This is a genomic window from Streptomyces sp. Je 1-4 4N24, assembly GCF_026239515.1.
Lineage (GTDB): Bacteria > Actinomycetota > Actinomycetes > Streptomycetales > Streptomycetaceae > Streptomyces > Streptomyces nigrescens.
Map to the genome: position 1 here is coordinate 8,801,932 of NZ_CP110836.1, position 18,517 is coordinate 8,820,448.

At 69.9% G+C, this 18,517-nt stretch carries 16 protein-coding genes; 9 read left to right on the top strand and 7 right to left on the bottom strand.

Annotated elements, in window-relative coordinates:
* Nucleotides 1–40: 40 nt before the first annotated feature.
* Both SLV14N_RS38190 and SLV14N_RS38195 read left to right on the top strand, forming a co-directional pair.
* Complete coding sequence (locus tag SLV14N_RS38190) at nucleotides 41–1,645, top strand: hypothetical protein (RefSeq protein WP_208687427.1); 1,605 nt, start codon at nucleotides 41–43, stop codon at nucleotides 1,643–1,645.
* Nucleotides 1,646–1,684: 39 nt separating this feature from the next.
* Nucleotides 1,685–2,830, top strand: coding sequence for a hypothetical protein (locus SLV14N_RS38195; protein WP_208687428.1), 1,146 nt, complete (start codon nucleotides 1,685–1,687; stop codon nucleotides 2,828–2,830).
* Between the two features lie 39 nt (nucleotides 2,831–2,869).
* On the opposite strand, the gene SLV14N_RS38200 is transcribed toward SLV14N_RS38195, so the two are convergent.
* The 3 genes from SLV14N_RS38200 to SLV14N_RS38210 form a co-directional block, all read right to left on the bottom strand.
* Complete coding sequence (locus tag SLV14N_RS38200; protein ID WP_263272935.1) at nucleotides 2,870–3,724, bottom strand: endo alpha-1,4 polygalactosaminidase; 855 nt, start codon at nucleotides 3,722–3,724, stop codon at nucleotides 2,870–2,872.
* Nucleotides 3,725–3,959: 235 nt separating this feature from the next.
* Nucleotides 3,960–4,619: a hypothetical protein gene (locus SLV14N_RS38205; protein ID WP_259670684.1), complete on the bottom strand. Its 660-nt coding sequence runs from the start codon at nucleotides 4,617–4,619 to the stop codon at nucleotides 3,960–3,962.
* Between the two features lie 185 nt (nucleotides 4,620–4,804).
* Nucleotides 4,805–5,395 carry a TetR/AcrR family transcriptional regulator gene (locus SLV14N_RS38210; RefSeq protein ID WP_263272936.1) on the bottom strand — a complete coding sequence of 197 codons (591 nt, stop codon included), beginning with the start codon at nucleotides 5,393–5,395 and terminating at the stop codon, nucleotides 4,805–4,807.
* Between the two features lie 62 nt (nucleotides 5,396–5,457).
* Here SLV14N_RS38210 and SLV14N_RS38215 point away from each other — a divergent pair, with 62 nt between their 5' ends.
* The 3 genes from SLV14N_RS38215 (at nucleotide 5,458) to SLV14N_RS38225 (ending at nucleotide 7,840) form a co-directional block, all read left to right on the top strand.
* Nucleotides 5,458–6,213: an alpha/beta fold hydrolase gene (locus tag SLV14N_RS38215; protein ID WP_263272937.1), complete on the top strand. Its 756-nt coding sequence runs from the start codon at nucleotides 5,458–5,460 to the stop codon at nucleotides 6,211–6,213.
* The gene (locus tag SLV14N_RS38220) at nucleotides 6,210–6,680 is read left to right on the top strand and encodes an SRPBCC family protein (RefSeq protein ID WP_263272939.1); all 471 of its coding nucleotides are present in this window, start codon (nucleotides 6,210–6,212) and stop codon (nucleotides 6,678–6,680) included. The genes SLV14N_RS38215 and SLV14N_RS38220 overlap by 4 nt, the downstream gene beginning before the upstream one ends.
* Nucleotides 6,681–6,925: 245 nt before the next feature.
* The gene (locus SLV14N_RS38225) at nucleotides 6,926–7,840 is read left to right on the top strand and encodes an MBL fold metallo-hydrolase (RefSeq protein ID WP_208687433.1); all 915 of its coding nucleotides are present in this window, start codon (nucleotides 6,926–6,928) and stop codon (nucleotides 7,838–7,840) included.
* Nucleotides 7,841–7,946: 106 nt separating this feature from the next.
* On the opposite strand, the gene SLV14N_RS38230 is transcribed toward SLV14N_RS38225, so the two are convergent.
* Complete coding sequence (locus SLV14N_RS38230) at nucleotides 7,947–8,678, bottom strand: class I SAM-dependent methyltransferase (RefSeq protein ID WP_263272940.1); 732 nt, start codon at nucleotides 8,676–8,678, stop codon at nucleotides 7,947–7,949.
* 327 nt (nucleotides 8,679–9,005) lie between these two features.
* On the opposite strand from SLV14N_RS38230, the gene rho reads away from it, so the two are divergent.
* Nucleotides 9,006–10,202, top strand: a complete 1,197-nt coding sequence (gene rho / locus SLV14N_RS38235; RefSeq protein WP_263272941.1) for a transcription termination factor Rho — start codon at nucleotides 9,006–9,008, stop codon at nucleotides 10,200–10,202.
* 131 nt (nucleotides 10,203–10,333) lie between these two features.
* On the opposite strand, the gene SLV14N_RS38240 is transcribed toward rho, so the two are convergent.
* Nucleotides 10,334–10,564 (bottom strand): chaplin, encoded by a 231-nt coding sequence (locus tag SLV14N_RS38240; protein WP_208687435.1) that lies wholly within the window; start codon nucleotides 10,562–10,564, stop codon nucleotides 10,334–10,336.
* 209 nt (nucleotides 10,565–10,773) lie between these two features.
* On the bottom strand, nucleotides 10,774–12,465 hold the full coding sequence (locus tag SLV14N_RS38245) for a cytosine permease (RefSeq protein WP_208687436.1): 1,692 nt from the start codon (nucleotides 12,463–12,465) through the stop codon (nucleotides 10,774–10,776).
* Between the two features lie 390 nt (nucleotides 12,466–12,855).
* On the opposite strand from SLV14N_RS38245, the gene SLV14N_RS38250 reads away from it, so the two are divergent.
* Both SLV14N_RS38250 and SLV14N_RS38255 read left to right on the top strand, forming a co-directional pair.
* Nucleotides 12,856–14,253: a tetratricopeptide repeat protein gene (locus SLV14N_RS38250; RefSeq protein WP_208687437.1), complete on the top strand. Its 1,398-nt coding sequence runs from the start codon at nucleotides 12,856–12,858 to the stop codon at nucleotides 14,251–14,253.
* A 157-nt stretch (nucleotides 14,254–14,410) separates the two neighbouring features.
* Entirely contained in the window at nucleotides 14,411–15,769 is a 1,359-nt protein-coding gene (locus tag SLV14N_RS38255; RefSeq protein ID WP_208687438.1) for a vanadium-dependent haloperoxidase, read from the top strand.
* Nucleotides 15,770–15,897: 128 nt separating this feature from the next.
* Here the strand turns inward: SLV14N_RS38255 and SLV14N_RS38260 are convergent, their stop codons facing one another.
* The gene (locus SLV14N_RS38260) at nucleotides 15,898–17,232 is read right to left on the bottom strand and encodes an MFS transporter (protein WP_208687439.1); all 1,335 of its coding nucleotides are present in this window, start codon (nucleotides 17,230–17,232) and stop codon (nucleotides 15,898–15,900) included.
* A 241-nt stretch (nucleotides 17,233–17,473) separates the two neighbouring features.
* On the opposite strand from SLV14N_RS38260, the gene SLV14N_RS38265 reads away from it, so the two are divergent.
* Entirely contained in the window at nucleotides 17,474–18,514 is a 1,041-nt protein-coding gene (locus SLV14N_RS38265) for an NAD(P)-dependent alcohol dehydrogenase (protein ID WP_208687440.1), read from the top strand.
* Nucleotides 18,515–18,517 lie beyond the last annotated feature (3 nt).

The window sequence follows — 18,517 nt, forward strand, 5'->3', positions numbered from 1 at the left end:
CGGGGCAACTGACCACGGGACGGGCGGCGAGAGGACCGGAATGCCCGACGAGTTTGCGGAACGGCGCCGGGCGACGGCCTGGCTGCAACGCCCTGACGGGCCGATCGCCGCCGAGCACGCCGAGTTCGACGCAGGGAGCGGACACCCCCTTCTCCGGGCCGGCCGGCTCCACCGTTTGGTGAGCGGAGTGGAGGAGCGGCCCAGAGAGGTGAGCCAGGAGGAACTCGCCGCCCTGGGAGACCCCATGGCCACCTTGTGCTTCCAGCGGCACATCTTCCCGATGGCCGTGCAGGATCTGCTGGACCAGCTCCCCGGCGTCGTCGACCAGCCCAAGGTCTACCTGGTGAGCGAGTCGGGCACGATCCCGTCGGCCGACGCACCGCACCTCCGGCGCGACATCCGTTTCGCCCTCACCTATGCCGTAGGGGGCACTGAAGCCGACCTGCTGATCAGCACCGGCGCCAACAGCGACCCCCGGACGACCTTCCTGCAGGTCGCCGCCTGGGACGACCGGAACAAGGTCTTCAACTACTACATGCGGATCACCCCGGCCTGGATCTGGACCGGCAACTCCTGGGACGCGCTGGCCGCCGCCTCGCGCGGCCAGGGCTGCTTCGACAGCCACGTCAACGGCAGTGTCGTGATGAAGGAACTGAAGCAGCCGTGGATCAACTGGCAGTCCCAGTCGGCCGCCATCCAGCTGCCTGACGACGACCCGTTGCGCGACAACCCCCTCTACCGGCGGGTGATCGGCGCCGAGAACCTGGAAACGACCGTCCGCGCGCAGATCAACCGCTGGACCGCGGCCAGGCTGGAGACGGTCACCGCCGGCGGCATCGTGCAGCACCCGGACCATCTGCTGCGCCAGCTGTTCACCACGACGACGGTCAACCTCACCAGCTCCGCCACCCAGAGCGTCGGTATCCGCCCCGGCGACGAGCCGCTGCCGCTGCCGATGGGCTTCTGGATGAACAACGACGCGCTGCTCGACGACCTCGAACTGGAGGTGGAGGCACCCGTCCCGGCCACCACCACCGCCCTGTACGCACAGAGCCTCGACACCTTCGGGTTCCGGCTGGAGGAGAAGGCCGGCAACTTCAGCCGCCCCGGGGACACCTTCTTCGCGTTCGTGGTGCCCGAGGCGGCCCTGGAGGACAACGCCGTCGTCCGGGAGATGGGTCAACGGGGCCTGATCTCACCGAAGTTCGCGGCCTGCGCGCTGATGGTCGACTTTCCCAACCCTGTCTTCAGCGCCGACCGCGCCCGGCTGATGCGCTATGTGCCCACCACGGCCACCGCCGCGGACTCGCTCGGCGACCGGATCGCCCAGCAGATCCTGGCCGCGGCCGGCACGCTGCCGGCCGACAGTCCGGAGGCCCGGTTCGCCGCGCACTGGAACCTTCCCGACGCCACCTGGCGCGGCGACTTCTCCGAACGGCTCACCGCCTATCTGAAGAAGGTCCAGGAACGGATCACCACCAGGGGAGGTTTCGACGACTACGTCCGGCTGGCCGAGTCACGCCGCAGACAGTTCAAGGCCATGAAGCTGCACGAGTTCGAACTGACCCTGCCGGCCACCGATATCCCCGCCACCGCAGCGACGCTGCGGATGAAGGAAGACGCCACCGTGACCGCACAGACCTGATGACACCACGGTCACCGCACGGATCTGAGGAGCACCGCCATGACCAGGAACGGCACCTATTCGGCGCCCGGAGGACTGACCGACCTCAGCGACTTCGGCCGTAAAGCATGGGACGTCTTCGTCTCCGACAATGTCGACTACGCCATCAAGGGCCCCGACAGCAGCCAGGTGCTCCATGACAGCCCCCGGCCGCAGTTCTACAACCTCACCAAGACCGAGACGGCCGCCGATGCCCGGACCGCGACCGTCAGCTGGACGGCGTTCCCCCGCATCCTCAAGGTGAACTCGACCTCCGACCTCCAGCGCTGGAAGAAGGCCGAGGCCAGCCGGAAGGCCCAGGACGAGTACTGCGAGTGGAGCGTCACCCGCACGGACGGCAAGGTCACCAGGGTGACGTTCACCTGCGAGGGGCCCGAGTACTGGGACGTCCTCGCGAAGACCAGCCCGGACACCGCCCTCAGCCTCTACCGCCGGTACATCAGCCCGGAGGTGCAGGAGAGCGATCTGTTCGTCAACGGTGAGTACGACCGCTACAACAAGTGGAACAGCACCACCACGCACGGCGCCATGCACCTCATCCAGAAGAACAACACCCTCGCCGCGGAGATCGAACTGGCCGCCGCGGCCACCATCCGCCGGGTCATCGACGGCCGCGAGCTCACCGCCGAGCAGGAGCTCTGCCTGTGCAGCGACTACGGCCAGCCCGAGCGCAACAGTGACCCCCACATCGGTGGCTCGGTGAACGCGCTGGCCCGCCAGAAGGCCTCCATCACCCTCGCCGACCCCGTGGGCCTCTACTTCGACGGCCTCTCCACCGAGGGCTGGGCCACCCCCGACGGCTCCGACCCCCAGAGCTACTGGACCTACGAGCGCGGTGAAGCGGACCACCGGGTCCGGGCCGTCTACGAGGTCCCCACGAGCAAGCCCTTCACCGTCGGCGACATCACCATCCACGGCCGCCCCATCCAATACGGCGCCCAGATCGCCGACTTCGTCACCATCAAACTCACCGCCGTCGCCTGCCGCTTCGGCCAGAGCACCGCCGAGCCCCGGACCGCGTGCAAGGAGGTCGCCACCACCGAGCTGGCACGCCCGGAAGAGGCGTTCGTGGCGAGCGCCTTCTCGGCCTACGGATATCTGGGCACCGCTCCGGCACGGGCGATGCGCCCCACCCGGAATGCCTGACCGCTCCGGCCACTCCGCCCCGCGGAGTCGGGGCAGCTGTCAGCAGTACCGGCGCAGCGAGCCCTTGGTGCCGGCGGGGCGGACATCGCGGTCGCTCAGGGTGAGGGAGAGCTTCCTGCCCCAGGCCCGGCAGGCGGCCGTGAAGTCCTGCTGCGCATATTCGATGATGAAGACCCTGTTGGCGTAGGCCGTCGCGAAGTCGGTGCACTCCTTGTAGCGGGCGCATTCTTCGACGACGGCGAAGTCGAAGCCGATGCGGCCGCGTTGCGGCAGCAGATCGGCGGTGTTCTTCTGGGCGATGGCCAGATGCCGCTGGTGCGCGCGGCGGGCCAGGAGCCGGGCGAAGTCCGCGGCGTGCCGGGCGGTGAGCTTGCCGTCGGACCGCTCGTAGGAGTCGAGGTTGTCGGGTTCGACGGCGTCATAGCCGGCCTTGGCGCAGCCGTCGATCCACGGGCCGACGATCTCCATGAGGGCCGCACGCTTGGCGCCGGTGGAGATGTCGAGCAGCGGCTCGTCCCAGTCCTCGTCGATGACCAGGTCTCCGTGCTCGTCCCGCAGGAGCAGTTCGGGGTGGTCGTCCTCCCAGGAGCCGGCGTCGTCGGGCTGTGCCTGGAAGGCATTCACGTAACAGATGTTGTAGCGGCCGGGAGCCGGTTTCGCCGTGCGGTCGCGGGAGACGGCCCGGACCTTGCCGGGCGGCGGATAGGCGCCGCCGAGCTGATAGTCGAAGACGGCGTTCGCGGTCGGCGGCCGCACCGCGGTGGGAACAGCGGGGGAGGGCGCCGATGACCCCGGGCCGGCGGTGTGCGGGGGACGGCCGGCGGAGCATGCCGTGCCGAGCGCCATGACCAGGACAAGGGCGCCGCCGACGGCGAGGGAACGTGGAGAGTGCACGGGCGGAGCTTATGCGCGGATGCCGCGAACAGCCCTCGGACATGGCGCCGGCAGCGCGGTCGAGTGCGCCTCCCGATCCGAGTGCGCCTCCGGATCCGAGTGTGCCTCCCGATCCGAGTGTGCCTCCCGGTCCCGTGCGGGCCGAGAGGCACTGCGGTCGGCGGCTGTGATCCCGCGGCTCCGTGCCCGAACGCACGAGACCGCGCCCCCGTTCAGCTGCGCGACTCCGCCGTGGTCAGCGCTTGACCACGAACGCCTGGTCCTTCTTCGACTCGGCCGAGCAGGACTTCTTCTCCGCGGTGGTCATCTTCCGGGTCTTGACGGTCACCGCATTGCTCTGTCCGTCCGTCCCGTTGGGCGCGGGCCCGGTGACGGTGTCCGGTACGAACCAGTAGTAGTGGTCCCACTTCGGGCTGTCGTAGTGCGTCTGCCAGGTGCCGGAGACCGTCTGCATCACCTGCGCGCGGGAGATCCAGCCCACCTCGCCGGGCTTCACCGTCATGTTCAGCGAGCTGTTCTCGGTGTGCGAGCTCGACCAGGTGTGGCTGTAGGTCGCGGTGACACTCAGGTCGATGATGCCGGCGATGTTTCCGCCGGCCGTGACGGAGACCCCTGCCGAGTCCGTGGAGCCCACGGTGTCGGACCAGCCCATCGACTGGGTGGCGTCCGACGTGCTGCAGTTGTACAGGGAGTTGGAGACCTGGCGGAAGTCTCCGAGGTACGCCTTGCCGAGCTTCGGCTCGTTGAAGGTGCACTTCCCTTCGCCGGAAGCGCAGTCCGCTATGAGCTGGTCCCGGGTGGGTTCGTCCGCCGCGGCGGCCGGCACGGCCATCGCCGCGACCAGACCCAGTGACGCCGTGGTCAGCGCCATCAGCCGGCTTCCGTGCCGGATCATTCCGCTTCTTGCCATCGTGCTTGTTACCTCTCACCCAGCTTTGTGGAAGCGACGAGTCCGAGTGTGACCTTCGTCGCTGTTAGGTTTGAGACTGGTGTGAAATCTGATTCAACTACACCAAGAATTAGTAAAGTTGTAGTTGATGGTGAAACGGCCTCTTTAAAGGGGTTGAAACGGAGGCAGCATCAGGTCCGGGCGAGGGCCCCGTTGAGGACGGTGCCGACGGCGCGCGAGACGAAGTCCTTGCCGAGGGGCAGCTGTCGGAGGACGACGCGCACCCAGGCGGCCCCGGCCAGCAGGTCCACCAGCAGCATGGTGTCGGTGTCCGCCGCGAGTTCACCACGGGCGAGGGCACGCTCGAAGACCGGCTGCTCCAGCGCGATCCGGTCAGCGAAGAAATCCCGTATGTGAAGGGCGAGTTCGGGACTTTGGGTGGCGGCACCCAGCACGGAGACGGCGATATCGGAGGCCGGTCGCGTGGTGAGGAGGGCCACCACCGTGTGCAGCAGCGCCTCCAGGTCTCCCGTGAGGCTGCCGGTGTCGGGAGGTGTGAAATCGAGTTGGCGTGCGCCGATGAGTGCGGCACCCAGGAGGGCTCCCTTGGACGGCCACCAGCGGTAGATCGTGGTCTTGTTGACGCCGGACCGCTGCGCGACCCCCTCGATGGTCAGCCCCTCATAGCCCTTCTCCGCCAGCAGATCCAGCGTGGCGTCGAAGATCTCCTGCGCCTTCCGTGGGCCGCCGCCGCGCCGTGTTCCGTGCCGTTCCTCGCTCATGAGGGGAGATTAGCATCAAGAACAACGCAACGTTGCGTTGCATTTGAGGTAGCGTGCCGGGCATGGAGTCCAAAGAAGCCGGGCTGCCCATCGTCTTCGTGCACGGCATGCGCGTGAGCGGCACGATGTGGCGACCCGTGATCCAAGTCATCGGAGAGCGACACCCCATGGCGGCGCCCGACCTGCCGGGCCACGGCGACCGGCGAGGGGAACCCTTCGGCATACCGGACGCCGTGGCGGCGGTCACCGACGCCGTGGACGAACTCGGCGGCCGTGCCCTGCTCGTCGGGCTGTCCCTGGGCGGCTATGTCGCCCTCGCCACCGCCGGTGCCCACCCGGACCGCGTCCTCGGCCTGGTGGCCATGGGCTGTACGGCGTTGCCGCGCGGGCTGTTCGGCGCCGCCTACCGGGGAGCGGCGCGGCTGGCGGCCCGGTACCCCGATGAGGCCAACCGGCTCAGCGCCTTCGCCTTCCGCCGCGCACTGCCCCGCCCCCAGGCGGATGCCATGGTCGCGGGCGGTCTGAGCTCCGGGATCACGCCGAGCATCGTGGAGGCCGTGCAAGGGATGGATCCACTGGCGTCACTCTCCGCGTACCCGGGCCCGGTCTGGCTGGTGAACGGCGAACGCGACCACTTCCGCTGTCATGAACGCCGCTTCCTCCATGCCTGCCGCGACGGGCGCCTCATCATCCGGCCGAAGTGCGGACACCTCACCAGCCTCAACGGTGCAACGGACGTCGCTCGGCAGGTGCTCGATGCCGCCGCGGTCATCACGGCCCGGCCGCACGAGGCCATGCCCCAGGGGAGTGCGCGATGACCGGCCGGGTGTGGAGCGTGGAGGAATCCCTGGAGATACCGGCCCCGCCGCAGACCGTCTACGCGGCCCTCGCCGACGTCCGGCGGATGAAGGAGTGGAGCCCGGAAGTCATCTGGGTGTGGTCCCGCGGCGACCGTTTCGTGGGCATCAACCGGAGGGCCTGCTGGGTCTGGTTCGCCACCTGCCGGATCGTCACCGCTGACCCCGGGCGCGAATTCGCCTTCGACAACGCCACCTTCGGTCTCCCCGTGGCGCGCTGGGGCTATCGGCTGACCCCGACGGAGCGGGGCACCTTGGTCACCGAGTACTGGATCGACCTCCGTCGTCACGGGTGGCGCCGCCGGCTCGCCGAGCTGCTGGGACTGGTCTTCACCGGCACCCCGGCCGCCCGGCGCGCCGCACTCAATCGCGCCGGTATGCGCGCGACCCTCCGCCGGCTGAGCGCCGCCTGCCGGACGGCCGCTTGAATCGCCGAGCCTCCCCGGCATGTGGAGGGGGAGGCCCCGGCCGTCGCGCCGGTTAGCCGTCAACGGGTAGGCCAAATGGCTATAAATCACCCCACCCCACACGCCCGTTTCCCCACCGGAAGAGGCGTTCCAGCAGCAAAGCGCAAGGTCTGCCCCCTCTTCCGGTTTTGGTGCACGACGGGGTACTTCTGTTGGCAGCGCGCACCGACCGGACACCCACGCGGACCAGGAAGGACGGACCTGTCATGAGCGACGACCTGTCACCCGAGGCGGTACCGGAGGAGAGCGGCGGTGAGGGCTGGTACGTCGATACGCGCTGCACCAACTGTGACGTGGCCCGGCAGCTGGCCCCCGACGTGATCCGCGAGCACGACGGGCGGGCGGAAGTGTTCCGGCAACCGCAATCCGAGGCGGAGCAACGGCAGTTGTACGCGGCCGCCTTCGCCTGCCACACCCGGTCCATCCGCCACCCCGCGCACCACCTCACCCCCGACCTGGACCCCTTCCCCCTCGCCCTGGACGACACGGTTCATCTCTGCGGCCACAACTCCCGCCACACGGCGGGGGCGAACGCCTATCTGCTGCGCCGGCCCACGGGAAGCACGATGATGATCGACACGCCCCGATGGAGCGCCGAACTGGCCGACCGCTACGAGGCGTTGGGCCCCGTCACCGACGTCCTGCTCACCCACCGGGACCATGCCGCACACGGCCGCCGCTACGCGGACCGGTTCGGGGCCCGGCTGTGGATCCACGAGGGCGACCTCGACGCCGCTCCGGATGCGGACCATCTCATCCGGGGCACCGATCCGGTCGAGATCGGTGCGGGGGTGACCGCGTATCCGCTGCCCGGCCATACACGTGGCAGCGTGCTCTACCTCGCCGACGGTACGTACTGCTTCAGTGGCGACAGTTTCTACTGGTCGCGCACCACCGCCGATCTGGAGGTGGCCGCCAGTGTCACCTGGTACTCGATCACGGAACTGGCCGCTTCCCTGGCCCGGACGGCTCCTGGGCTGCGCTTCGAGTGGGTGCTGCCCGGCCACGGTGACCGCAAGCGTCTCCCGGCCGAGGAGATGACCCGCCGCCTCGCGCACCTGACGGCCCGCACCCGCACCCTTCAGCCGCAGCCCATCGATTTCACCGCTGTGCGCTGGTGAAGAGGGCGGTCATACCTGGGCCGGGAGGAGACTGGCTGCCCCGGTGTGTACGGGCCGCCCACGCTCCTGCACTAGGGCGGGCGGCCCGCCCGTACGGCGCCCTCGCTCACCGGGCCCGGGTGGCCACCACCAGCCGGCACCGGGGGCTGCCGTCGGGGCGGCGGCCGAGCTCCGGCAGAGCCTGCAGCTGCACCTCGAAACCGGCCTGGACCAGCTCTGCGCGCACCTCGGTGAGCCGGAACGTGCGGTAGTACATGACGAAGTCCGGGCGCCACAGCGCGTTACGCACCCGCATCACCGCGTCGAAGGCCAGCAGCGTCCAGTAGCCGGCCGACCCCGGCCGGGCAGGGGCCCCGATCGGGAAAACGAACCGGCCTCCGGGGCGCAGCACGGAGTGGACCTGCGCGAACAGCCCCGGCCGCTCCCGGGGCAGGAAGTGCCCGAACGCGCCGAAGCTCACCGCGAGGTCGAAGGCCGGCCCGAAGGGGAGGGCCCGTGCGTCCGCGCGCACCCACTCGACGCGCGGTGCGGCCGCGCTCATCCGTTCACGGGTCCGGCCCACGGAGAGCATCCCCGCGCTGATGTCGACACCGGTGACCCGCTCCCGGCAGACCTGCCGCAGGACATCCATGCCCGCGCCGGTTCCGCAGCACAGATCGAGACCGCTGTCGAACGGCCCGAGCCCGTGCAGCGCCCGTGAAACCGGTGTCAGCACCCGGTCCGGGGTCCGGAAGGGAGTGTGGTCGAACTTCGGGGCGAGCAGGTCGTAGCCCCGCTCGACGGAGGACAGCGCCTGGACGGCGAGTTCACGGAAGGTGGGTCCCTGGGGTGCGAACATCGCCCTCAGCATAGATCCGGTGCGCGCTTCACCGCATCGGCCCCGCCGGGTGGTGGTACCGTGCCGGAGAGACACACGCGTGCTCGCCGATTTCCGGCGCCGGTGCCTCTTTCTCCGCTTCTCTCCGCAGCGGATTGCTTTCCCTCGCTGTTGCGCCCGCCGTTTCCCGGCCGGCGATCCAGCACGGCTCTTCGGCACCCGCACTCCAGCGATGCCGCAGCTTCTCTCTCCGGCCGCGGGCCCTTTCGCCCGCGGGGCGTGATCTCACCGCCCTTCCCTGCCGGTTCCCTCCCATCGGCCCTGTACCAACGTCCCGAGAGGACCCCAGTGACCAGTAGCACCCACCTCAGCACCCCCACCACCGCCGCTTCCCGCACCGTCGCACCGCCCGCCGGCGCGTCCTCGACATCACCTGTCGTCACGGCTGCCGGGGTCCTGGACACGGTGAACGGACGGCAGGAATCCGGATTTCTCCGCGTGGAGGGCTGCCGTGCCTCGTCCCGCGACGTCCGGGTGCCCGCCGCCCTGATCCGTGCGGCCGGCCTGCGCACCGGCGATTTCGTCGTAGGGGTCTGCGAACGCCCGCGGTCGCTCGCCCGGATCGAAACGGTCAACGGGCACCGGCCGGGCGCCGTGCGCGGCCGGCCGCACTTCCGGGACCTCACACCGCTGCACCCTCGGCACCGCCTACGCCTGGAAAGCGCCACAGGCGGACCGGCCCCGCGCATCGTCGACCTGCTGGCTCCGGTCGGCAAGGGACAGCGAGGGCTCATCGTGGCACCGCCGAAGACGGGGAAGACCGTGCTGCTGCAGCAACTCGCGGCCGCCGTCGCCGAGAACCACCCCGAATGCCGGCTGATGGTCGTGCTGATCGACGAACGGCCGGAAGAAGTCACCGAGATGCGTCGTTCGGTGCGCGGCGAGGTGCTCGCCTCCACCTTCGACCGTCCGGCCAGGGAACACATCGCCCTCGCCGAACTGGCCGTGGAGCGCGCCAAACGACTCGTCGAGCACGGGCAGGACGTCGTCATCCTCCTTGATTCCCTCACCCGGCTGTGCCGGGCCCACAACAACGCCGCCGCGTCCGGCGGCCGCACGCTGAGCGGAGGCGTCGACGCCGCCGCGCTGCAGGGCCCCAAACGGCTCTTCGGCGCGGCACGGCTCGCCGAGGAGGGCGGTTCGCTCACCCTTCTCGCCACCGCCCTGGTGGAGACCGGCTCCCGTGCCGACGACTACTTCTTCGAGGAATTGAAGAGCACCGGAAACATGGAACTCCGTCTCGACCGGGTACTCGCGGACAAGCGCGTCTATCCGGCGGTCAATGCCGCCGCCTCCGGCACACGCCGGGAGGAACTGATGCTCCCACCGGCCGAGTTGACGGCCACGCGTCGACTGCGCCGCGCCCTCCAGACCGGGGACGGCCAGGCGAACATGCAGTCCCTGCTGGAGAAGGTCCGGCGTACGCCCGACAACGCGACGCTCCTGCGGCAGCTGCGGCTGCAGCACACCGTCCCAGGCGCATGACCGGCTACCTTCCTCTCGTTTCCGCCCAGATGAAGTGGCCCCCGGATGTCTCTCCGAGGGCCACGTCGGCCGGCACCGGCCGGGGCGGCTGCGCGCTCTGAACGACCGGGCACAGACCGGGCGTCAGCCGGTCAGCAGGGGTCGCCGACGGCGGGGTTGAACAGTCCGATGACGCTGACGGTGTTGCCGCAGAGATGGACCGGAATCTGGATGGGGATCTGGATGTTGTTGCCGGACACCACGCCAGGTGAGTCGAGAGCCGCACCCCCGGCGCCGCTGTCGGCACCGGCGACACCCGCCCCGCCGAGAACGAGGGCGCAGGCGCCCGCAGTTACCAGAGCACTCTTGATCCGGTGAGCCATCGGTCAGTCTCCTAACTGGTGGAGGAACTGCGGCTCATGGCGTTGCGGTCCCGTTGACCGCGGTGCGCCACGGCTGTGAGCCGCCCGTACGAAGCTGTCGTTCCCCACCGGCTCCCGCTCCAGAGACACCGGGCGCGAAGAGCAGACTTTTAGGTGATATGGCCGCCCGTGTTGACGCCCTGGCGGCGCGCGGCCGGACCGCCGCTGCGTCAGTTCCGCTCCGCGGGCAGCAGATGGACGCCGGTCCGGTCGGTGCTCAGGCACAGGGAGCAGACCATCGCGCCATGGCTGTGGCAGGCGGCGAGATCCGGGCGCTCGAAGTCCTGTCGGCACACATGGCACGGGAACGTGGCCGAGCTGGGATTGCCGTCCGGGTCCAGGAGCGGAGCGTCGATCCCGTCGGAGGTGCGCCGCAAGTAGAACCTGCCCTTGGTCAGGACCGCCATCAGCGGGGTGACGACGAAGGCGATCACCGCCGCCGCGACGGGGGAGTACGGCTGGAGCGTGTCACCCAGGGCGTGGAAGTACAGGGCGATGGACAGTCCCGATGCGGCGAGGAAGGCCACCACTCCCACCGGGTTGACCGCGTAGAGCATGCCGCGCCGGAACTCGGGGGCGTGCGGGGAGAGTTTCAGCAGGTACTTGTTGACCATGATGTCGGTGGCGACGGTGACGATCCAGGCGATGGCGCAGTTGGAATAGAACCCGAGGATGTTGTTGAGGAAGCTGAACATGTCCGCTTCCATCAGGATCAGCGCGAAGGCCAGATTGGCGAGGACGAACACCATCCGGCCGGGGTAGCGCTTGGTGACCCGGGTGAACGAGTTCGTCCAGGCCAGCGAACCGGAGTAGGCGTTGGTGACGTTGATCTTGATCTGGCTGATCACGACCAGCACCACGGCCAGCGGGACGACCAGCCAGGACGGCATCATGGCAGCGAAGGCGCCGGTGAACTGCTGAATGGGTTCGGTGGCCGAGGACGGCCCCACCTCGGCGAGGATGTAGACGGCCAGGAAGACCCCGATGGCCTGCTTGAGCGCGCCGAGCACCACCCACCCGGGGCCGGCCATCACGACGGCCGTCCACCAGGCGCGCTTGTTCCGCTCGGTCTTGGGCGGCATGAAGCGCAGATAGTCGACCTGCTCACCGATCTGCGCGATCAGCGACAGACACACGCCCGCCCCCAGCAGCACCGAGGCCGGATTGACGCCACCGCCGCCGTGCGCGCCCGTATACGAGAGGAAGGCGTGCACCGTACCGGGGTCGGTGGCGACCAGGTAGACCAGCGGCCCCACCATCAGCAGCAGCCAGATCGGGGTCGTCCAGACCTGGAGCTTGCTGAGTGCCTTCATCCCGTAGATGACCAGCGGGATCACCATGAGCGTCGAGATCACATAGCCCAGCCACAGGGGCAGTCCGAAGCCCAGCTTCAGGCCCTGGGCCATGATCGAGCCTTCGAGGGCGAAGAAGATGAAGGTGAAGCTGGCGAAGATGACGCTCGTCAGCACCGAGCCGTAGTAGCCGAAGCCGGAGCCCCTGGTGATCAGGTCCAGGTCGATGTTGTAGCGCGCCCCGTAGTACGCGAGCGGAAAGCCGGTGACGAAGATGACCACTGCGGCGACGAGGATCGCGGCCAGCGCGTTCCCGGTGCCATGGGTGAGCCCGATGCCCGCACCGATCGAGAAGTCGGCCATGTACGCGATACCGCCGAGCGCCGTGGTCGCCACGACCATCGGTGTCCACCGGCGGTAACTGCGCGGGGCGAACCGGAGGGTGTAGTCCTCCAGGGTCTCGTTGACCGCTCTGTCGGTGGTCGCCTCGCCCGGGGCCTCGGCGGGCGCCTCGGTGTGCCGGGGCCGCCGGCTGCCGTCGGGGGCCATCACGCGTGGTTCGGCACTCATGCCGGACCTCCTGGGGTGCAAGGGGAATGCGGTGTCATACCTCGCATTCGCGCCGACGGGCGCAGTGAGGCCGCGGACGGCGCATCCGGTGCTGTGTCCATGGCGGGGACATTAGGCAGCACGTGTTTCCCGGAACGTCTTCCCAGATGAACCGGACGTTTCCGCCGTGGCTCCCGTCGTGAAGCGGGTATGGATGGAGATCCGGCGGCAGCGTCGGCCTGGCATCGAGGTGGGGCCACGGGCACCGGCTCCGCGCCCCGTTTCCGCGCTGCGGGACGGCCGTTGCCGCCGCACCGTCGTGGTCGGCGGACAGGCTCGCCCGGAAGTGACCGGGTGTTCCTGCCCGTCACCTCCCCACTCCCTCACCGCACTCAGCCCGCAGGAGCCACCATGACAGCGGACCGCCACGGACATCTGATGAGTGACACCGGCGCCGAGGCCCTCGGCCCATACGAACAAGCCCTGGACGACCTGCTGTTCTTCCGGCCCCGGGTCGCGGAGGCCGCACAGGCGGTACTGGCCGCCGCGCCGCGCTCGGTGATGGGCCAGACGCTGGCCGCCTATCTGGGCGTACTCGGGACCGAGGAGAAGGACGCAGCCGCGGCACGCGACAGCTTTGCCCGCTTCCGCTCCGGACTGGACACGGCAGGGCTGACACCTCGGGAGCGTATGCATCTCGCGGCCGCCACGGCATGGCTGGACGGTGATGTGCACGGCGCCGGCCGGATCCTCGGCGACCTCACCATCGCCTACCCGCGCGATGCGCTGGCCCTCTTCGCGGGGCACCAGCACGACTTCCTCACCGGGGACGCCGCACGCCTCCGCGACCGCGTCGGAGGCGCCCTGGACGCCTGGGACGAGGACGACCCCCACCACGGTCCGCTGCTCGGCATGTACGCGTTCGGCCTGGAGGAGTCGGGCCATTACGAACGTGCCGAGGAGGTCGGCCTGGCGGCCCTGGCGCGGCATCCGGGCGATGTGTGGGGGATCCACAGTGTGGTGCACACCTACGAGATGCGGGGGCGCTTCACGGACGGGATCCGCTTTCTCGACGCCCGTACCGACCACTGGTCACAGGGCAGCCTGCTCACGGTCCACAACTGGTGGCACTACGCCCTCTACACACTGGAGGCCGGCGACACCGCCCGGGTGCTGGAGATCTATGACTCCGCGCTCCACCACGACGGTTCGCCGGGTATGGCGATGCAACTGCTCGACGCCGCAGCCCTGTTGTGGCGGCTGTATCTGGCACAGGACGAACAGAGCGCACGGTGGGCGCGGCTCGCCGACGCCTGGGAGAACCGCGACGACGGCCCGCACTACGCCTTCAACGACGCGCACGCGGTCATGGCCTATGTGGGGTCAGGGCGTGTCGCCCAGGCGCAGCGCCTCGTCCAGGACCGGGAACGCTGGGTGGCGGCGGAGCCCCGCGGGTCGAACCGCGCCATGACGGCCGAGATCGGACTGCCCGTCTGCCGCGCCCTGATCGCCTACGGACAGCACGACTACGGCCGGGCCACCGATCTGCTGCTGCCCGTCCGCCACCGGCTGCACGAATTCGGCGGCAGCCACGCCCAACGGGACGCCGTCCAGCGGACCCTCGTCGAGGCAGCCCTCCGTGCCGACCGCGCCGAGCTGGCCCGGACCCTGCTCAGCGAACGTATCCAACTGCGCCCGATCTGCCCGTACAACTGGTCGGCCAAGGCCCGGCTGGAGGAGCAACTCGGCGACCCGGTACGCGCAGCGGCCGCCCGCGAACGCGCCGCCGCACAGCGCCGGTCCGGGTGACGCCGGCGGCCGGACCCGGGCGTACCGCGCCGGTCCGGCCGACGCCCACACGCGGTAGTGGGGGAGGAGGCCACGAGAGCCAAGTACACGCTCCGGCGTACGCACTCCTGGCGGCGCAGAGGCGTGTCCCTTCACCCGATTGACTGTTAAGTCGGTTATGGATACTTCTCGTTCACGCAGACGCGCCGCCATCGGCGCCGTCACCGCACTGCTGCTCCTCGCCCTTACTGCGGTGGCGGGCCCCACGGCCGCCGCCGAAAGCCACCCGCCGCCCGCAGCGGACCCCGCGGCGATCCGCGACTGGAACGTCATCGCCACCGACACCATCAGCGCCAACCTCGGCCCCACCCGCCCCTCCGGACAGGTGGTCATCTGGCACGGATTCGTCTCGGCCGCCGTCTACAACGCCGTGGTCGGCATCCAGCGCACCTACGCCCCCTACAAGTGGCGGGCGCGCGGACCCTCCACCGCCTCGCCCGAGGCGGCGGCCGTCACCGCCGCACACCGCGTGCTGCTCACCTACTTCCCCGCCTCCCAGACGCCGCTCGATGCCGCGTACGCCGATTCGCTCGCGAAGATCCCCGAAGGGAGAGCGAAGCGGCAGGGCGTGGCCTTCGGGGAGCGTGCCGCCGACCACCTCATCGAGCTGCGCGAAGACGACGGCCGGTTCGCACCGGTGGAGTTCACCGCCGCGCCCGCGCCCGGTGTCTGGCGGCCCACCCCGCCGGCCCATCTGCCCTTCATCGACCCCTGGCTCGCCACCCTCCGTCCCCTGCTGCTCACCTCCCCGGCCCAGTTCCGCCCCGGCGGGCCGCCCGCGCTGTCCTCGGCCCGCTACGCCCAGGACGTGAACGAGGTGAAGACGATGGGGGCGAAGACCGGTTCGGCCCGCACGGCGCAGCAGACCGAGACCGCCCTGTTCTTCGGGGGCAATCTGGCGGTGCAGTTCCAGTCGGCCTTCCGGGATCACACCGCCCGGCACCACCTGGACATCGCCGATACGGCACGGATGTTCGCCGCGGGGAACGCATCGGCAACCGACGCCGTAATCACCGCATGGGACGCCAAACTCCACTACGGATTCTGGCGGCCGATCACCGCCATCCAGCTGGCCGACACCGATGGCAACCCCGCGACCGACGCCGACCCGCAGTGGCAGCCACTGCTCGTCACACCACCGCACCCCGACTACCTCAGCGGTCACACCACGGTCGCCGGCGCCGTGATCCGGACCCTGACCGGGATCCTCGGCACCACTCATATCGACCTCAACGTTCCCTCCGAGATCACCGGCACCACACGCCACTATGAAGAGGCCCGCCAGTTCAACCAGGACATGATCAACGCCCGCGTCTGGGGCGGAATCCACTTCCGGACGGCGGACGTCGTCGGATGCCGCGCCGGCACCCGTATCGGCGTCTGGGCGCTCACCCACTACTTCTCACCGCTGCGCCCGGCAGGCCGGCACGCCATGCCGCCGGTCCAGCAGCTGTGCCCGCACGGCAGCGCGGGCTGATCGGGCCGCTATCGCTCGCTGCTCGCTGCTCGCCGATCGCCGAAGGCAGGACCGCGGCCGGCCGGCCCCTGTAGGCCCGGCCGGCCGCCCGGCCGGTCGGCGAGCGAGGCAAGAAGCCCCTACGGCGTTCAGTGACGGCCGACGGGAACTCCCCTGTCGTCGACGGCCGGTGCGGTGACAGGCGCGGTGAACTCGGGGTCGGGTTCGAGGAAGCGGATCGCGACCGCGGTGGCGAGATGCAGCAGTGCGAAGATCCAGGCGATGCCCTGTACCCCGACCGGTCCCAGGGCGACGGCGACGATGGCCGGTCCGGCGAAGGTGCTTGCCCCGGCTCCCAGATTGAGTGCGGACATGGCCTGTCCCTTGTGGCGGGGCGCCAGCGCGGGGATCAGTGCCGAGATCGGTACGTAGCCGGCCAGGGCGATGCCGTAAAGGGCGGCGGCGACCGCGGAGGCGGCGAAGTGCGGACCGGCCACGACCGGGACGTAGTACAGCGCCAGACAGGTCACCGCGCAGGCCACGGCGCCGAACCAGGTCATGGTGCGCTGCCATCCGAGCCGGTCGCCGACGGCGCCGAAGAACAGGTTGGCGAAGATGTTCGCCGCAAACATCACGCTGAGCAGCCGCAGCCAGGCCGAGGTGCTGAAGCCGACCGTCTCGGTGAAGAAGAACGGCAGACAGACCAGGAAGCCGAACTGGGAACCGGTGCTGACGACGCGCACCGCGGCGCCGATGGCCACGCGCGGGCGGCGCCGCATGATCGAGACGCTGCCCGCCAGCGTCGTCAGCGGATTCCCGCCGAGCGGCGCGAGCCCGGACCGGCCGGTGGGCTCGCGCACGAGCAGCAGGGCGAGCAGACCGCCGAGCGCCACCAGGCCGAGCGCGAGCCACAAGGTCTGGTAGGAGCCCACCATCGGGATCGTGGCGCTGGCCACCAGTGAGCCGAGGGTCGGCAGGCCGCCGGTGAAGGCGAACCAGTACCAGCCGACCGCCGTTCCCAGCCGCTGCGGTGGGGTCGCCGCGGTCACCCACACCAGGAACCCGTAGGCGAACAGGGGGTAGCCGAATCCGCGCAATCCGTAAACGAGCAGCAGCAGCGGATAGTTCATGGACGGCAGCGCCACCGTCAGCAGGACCACCTGGAAGACGAGCCAGATGGCCAAGCCCGCGGTCATCACCCGCCGTGGTCCCCACAGGTCGGACAGGGCTCCCGAGAGCCAGGCGCCGACGGCGACGGTGATGCCGTAGACGGCGATGACCACCGCCGCATCGGCCTTGGCCAGGCCTTGGTCGGCCAGGTACTTCGAGAAGAAGCCGGTCTCCACCCCGTCGCCCGTCATGAACAGCAGGACCCCGACGAAGCCCCAGGTCAGGGCGGGGGGAATGCCCAGACGGGCGGAGAGGGAGCGACGGGGGCCGGCGGCCGGGTTCCGTGGCGGTCGACGGCGAGCGGAGCTGCTCATGGGCCCTCCAAGGGGGCGGATCTTGACGAGGGGGTGGGCACGGGGAGTGGCGCACCGGTCGCGGAGACGGTGAGCCGGCGTAAGTCTTCTCGCATTTTGTGCGAAGTCAAGACTGCTCTGATAAAAAAAGAGGCGGTACCGTGCTGAAGCCAAGGGGCGACGCGGTGGCCCGCCGGTCCGGAACCGGAGCGCGCGACGCCCTTTCCACATCCCCACCCCCTGAGGGAGCCGTGAGCCCGTTATGACCGCCACATCCGGGATTCCCGCCACCATGCGCGCCGCCGTCCTGTACGGACCCGGGAAGCTGAGCCTTGAGGAACGTCCCGTCCCCGATCCCGGCCCGGGGGAGGTCCTGGTCCGCGTCGAGGCGGTCGGGACCTGCGGCTCGGATGTGCACTACTACCGGCACGGACGCATCGGCGACTTCGTCGTACGGGAGCCGCTCGTCCTCGGGCACGAGGCGGCGGGCACGGTCGTCGCCTGCGGCCCGGGCGCCGACACCCGCCGGATGGGCCGGCGCGTCTCCATCGAGCCCGGCACCCCCTGCGGAAGCTGCGGCGAATGCCGTCCGGGCCGCTACAACCTGTGCCCGGACATGCGGTTCCTCGCCACCCCGCCGGTGGACGGTGCCTTCTGCGAATACCTGGCCGTGCACCAGGACTTCGCCCACGAGGTCCCCGACTCCCTCACCCTCGAGGAGGCCGCACTGCTGGAGCCGCTGTCCGTGGCCGTCTGGGCCTGCCGCAAGGCCCACGTCGCCCCCGGCGACCGCGTCCTGATCACCGGCGCGGGGCCCATCGGCCTGGTCGCCGCCCAGACGGCACGGGCCTTCGGCGCACGCGAGGTCATGGTCACCGACGTCCTCCCGCACCGCCTTGCGCTTGCCCGCGCCACCGGCGCCACCGCCCTGGACGTGTCGGCCACCCCGCTGAGCGAAGCCGGCTACACCCCCACCGTCCTCCTGGAGTGCTCCGGCGTCCCCGCGGTGAGCGGCGAGGCAATCCGTACGGTGGGCCGGGCAGGCCGGGTGGTCCTCGTCGGCATGGGCGGCGACGAGATCCCGCTCCCGCTGAGCCGGGTGCAGAACTACGAACTGGAACTGACCGGCACCTTCCGCTACGCCCACACCTGGCCCACCGCGACGGCGCTGGTGGCGTCGGGTGCGGTCCGGCTCGACTCCCTGGTCTCGCACGGTTACGGTCTTGCCGAGGCCGAGAGCGCACTGACCGTCGCCACCCACGACGCGACCGCCGTGAAGGCCGTCATCTACCCGCAGCGGTAGGCG

Bases quoted from the DNA above. Each gene is read 5' to 3' on its own strand.
- SLV14N_RS38190 (WP_208687427.1), top strand. From the start codon at position 41: ATGCCCGACGAGTTTGCGGAACGGCGCCGGGCGACGGCCTGGCTGCAA.
- SLV14N_RS38195 (WP_208687428.1), top strand. From the start codon at position 1,685: ATGACCAGGAACGGCACCTATTCGGCGCCCGGAGGACTGACCGACCTC.
- SLV14N_RS38205 (WP_259670684.1), bottom strand. From the start codon at position 4,619: ATGATCCGGCACGGAAGCCGGCTGATGGCGCTGACCACGGCGTCACTG.
- SLV14N_RS38210 (WP_263272936.1), bottom strand. From the start codon at position 5,395: ATGAGCGAGGAACGGCACGGAACACGGCGCGGCGGCGGCCCACGGAAG.
- SLV14N_RS38215 (WP_263272937.1), top strand. From the start codon at position 5,458: ATGGAGTCCAAAGAAGCCGGGCTGCCCATCGTCTTCGTGCACGGCATG.
- SLV14N_RS38220 (WP_263272939.1), top strand. From the start codon at position 6,210: ATGACCGGCCGGGTGTGGAGCGTGGAGGAATCCCTGGAGATACCGGCC.
- SLV14N_RS38225 (WP_208687433.1), top strand. From the start codon at position 6,926: ATGAGCGACGACCTGTCACCCGAGGCGGTACCGGAGGAGAGCGGCGGT.
- SLV14N_RS38230 (WP_263272940.1), bottom strand. From the start codon at position 8,678: ATGTTCGCACCCCAGGGACCCACCTTCCGTGAACTCGCCGTCCAGGCG.
- SLV14N_RS38240 (WP_208687435.1), bottom strand. From the start codon at position 10,564: ATGGCTCACCGGATCAAGAGTGCTCTGGTAACTGCGGGCGCCTGCGCC.
- SLV14N_RS38245 (WP_208687436.1), bottom strand. From the start codon at position 12,465: ATGAGTGCCGAACCACGCGTGATGGCCCCCGACGGCAGCCGGCGGCCC.
- SLV14N_RS38250 (WP_208687437.1), top strand. From the start codon at position 12,856: ATGACAGCGGACCGCCACGGACATCTGATGAGTGACACCGGCGCCGAG.
- SLV14N_RS38255 (WP_208687438.1), top strand. From the start codon at position 14,411: ATGGATACTTCTCGTTCACGCAGACGCGCCGCCATCGGCGCCGTCACC.
- SLV14N_RS38260 (WP_208687439.1), bottom strand. From the start codon at position 17,232: ATGAGCAGCTCCGCTCGCCGTCGACCGCCACGGAACCCGGCCGCCGGC.
- SLV14N_RS38265 (WP_208687440.1), top strand. From the start codon at position 17,474: ATGACCGCCACATCCGGGATTCCCGCCACCATGCGCGCCGCCGTCCTG.